General features: G+C 45.5%; 2 protein-coding genes. Both read right to left on the bottom strand.

Annotation, left to right across the window (positions count from 1 at the left end; all coding sequences use genetic code 11):
* Window positions 1–558 (bottom strand): hypothetical protein (locus MHN79_RS20770; protein WP_239174898.1); only part of this gene is annotated, 558 nt, incomplete at its 3' end.
* Window positions 559–569: 11 nt separating this feature from the next.
* Entirely contained in the window at window positions 570–995 is a 426-nt protein-coding gene (locus tag MHN79_RS20775; protein ID WP_239174900.1) for a hypothetical protein, read from the bottom strand.
* Window positions 996–1,160: the final 165 nt, after the last annotated feature.

Raw genomic sequence — 1,160 nt, forward strand, 5'->3', positions numbered from 1 at the left:
CAAATCATTGATCCGCTCACCAATTGGTACTGGGTCATCGTCAATAAAAAATGCTCGCACTAAGCGAAACAGCACGCGGCGAAAATCTTTGACCTCATCGGTTTCTTCGATAAAGGCATAGATGTTTTCTTCCGGAATACGCAGCAGCTTTTGGCCAAAACCGCACGGGTCGCCAAGCAGCATATTCATCATCAAGGCATCTAGCCATTCATCGATAGTCAGCACCACATTCATTTGGTACGGACCATAAGGAATTTGGTAGTGACGAAACAGCTGGCAGTGCTTTTCCCCTTGATAGTAATAGAGCAGCACTCGGTTACTCAGCACTTGGCAGTATTCATACAAATACTGCGCAGTGACCGCATTGGTTTCATGCTGGCGAAAAAGGTTCTCTGTCACCATTTTGAAGAAGAAGCTTTCAGGTAAATACGTAGTATTATCAGCTTCAAATTCTTTGATGGTTCGTTCATAAGCATTGTATGTTCCACTTTTAACCATCTGGATAAATTCTTCGTCCTCGCGAACGCACGCCCAGTAGTGGTTTCTTTTTGATAACATTAACGGCTCCTTTACTGTCTTTGACTGCTGGGCTTTACATCATAACCCGTTACTTGTACGCCAGTTGGCTCACCGCCATCATTAATATGTTGCCTCACCACTTTATATTGCAGTGTATCACGCTGGTCTCTCAGCATATCCAGCGTATACTGGTAGTCTCGTTTTTGCTGGCGAGTAATCTTGCCTTGGTTGTCATCAAACCACTTTTTCATCTCATCAATCACCTTAGAGGTGTAGGCTGGTGAGCCTTGCTGCACCACTTCGCTGCCCAATTTGGCCGCCCCCAATGAAGAAGAGCCCCCTTTGGCTTCAAGGGTATGGATGTTGCCCTGCCCATCTTGCCATATTTGGTCAAATTGACGGTTCTTTTGGTTACTGCCCGGATAGGCCGATTGTAACCGTTTTGCGTTCGGACCAAAAGTGGTTTTCAAGCGCAAAAAAGCCCCTTAGCACTTAAGCTAAGGGGCCTTGGGTTTATTGCTTGTTAAGTATCTTCAACTTGGTGAGGGAATAACTGTTTATACTCTGGGTCTAGAGCGTAAAAGCTTGGGAACTCCCCTTTTACCAACCACAGCGGCATATATTCACTGTCAATGGTTGGC

Origin of the sequence: Vibrio sp. Of14-4 (assembly GCF_022347625.1) — a bacterium.
GTDB classification, from domain to species: domain Bacteria; phylum Pseudomonadota; class Gammaproteobacteria; order Enterobacterales; family Vibrionaceae; genus Vibrio; species Vibrio pristinus.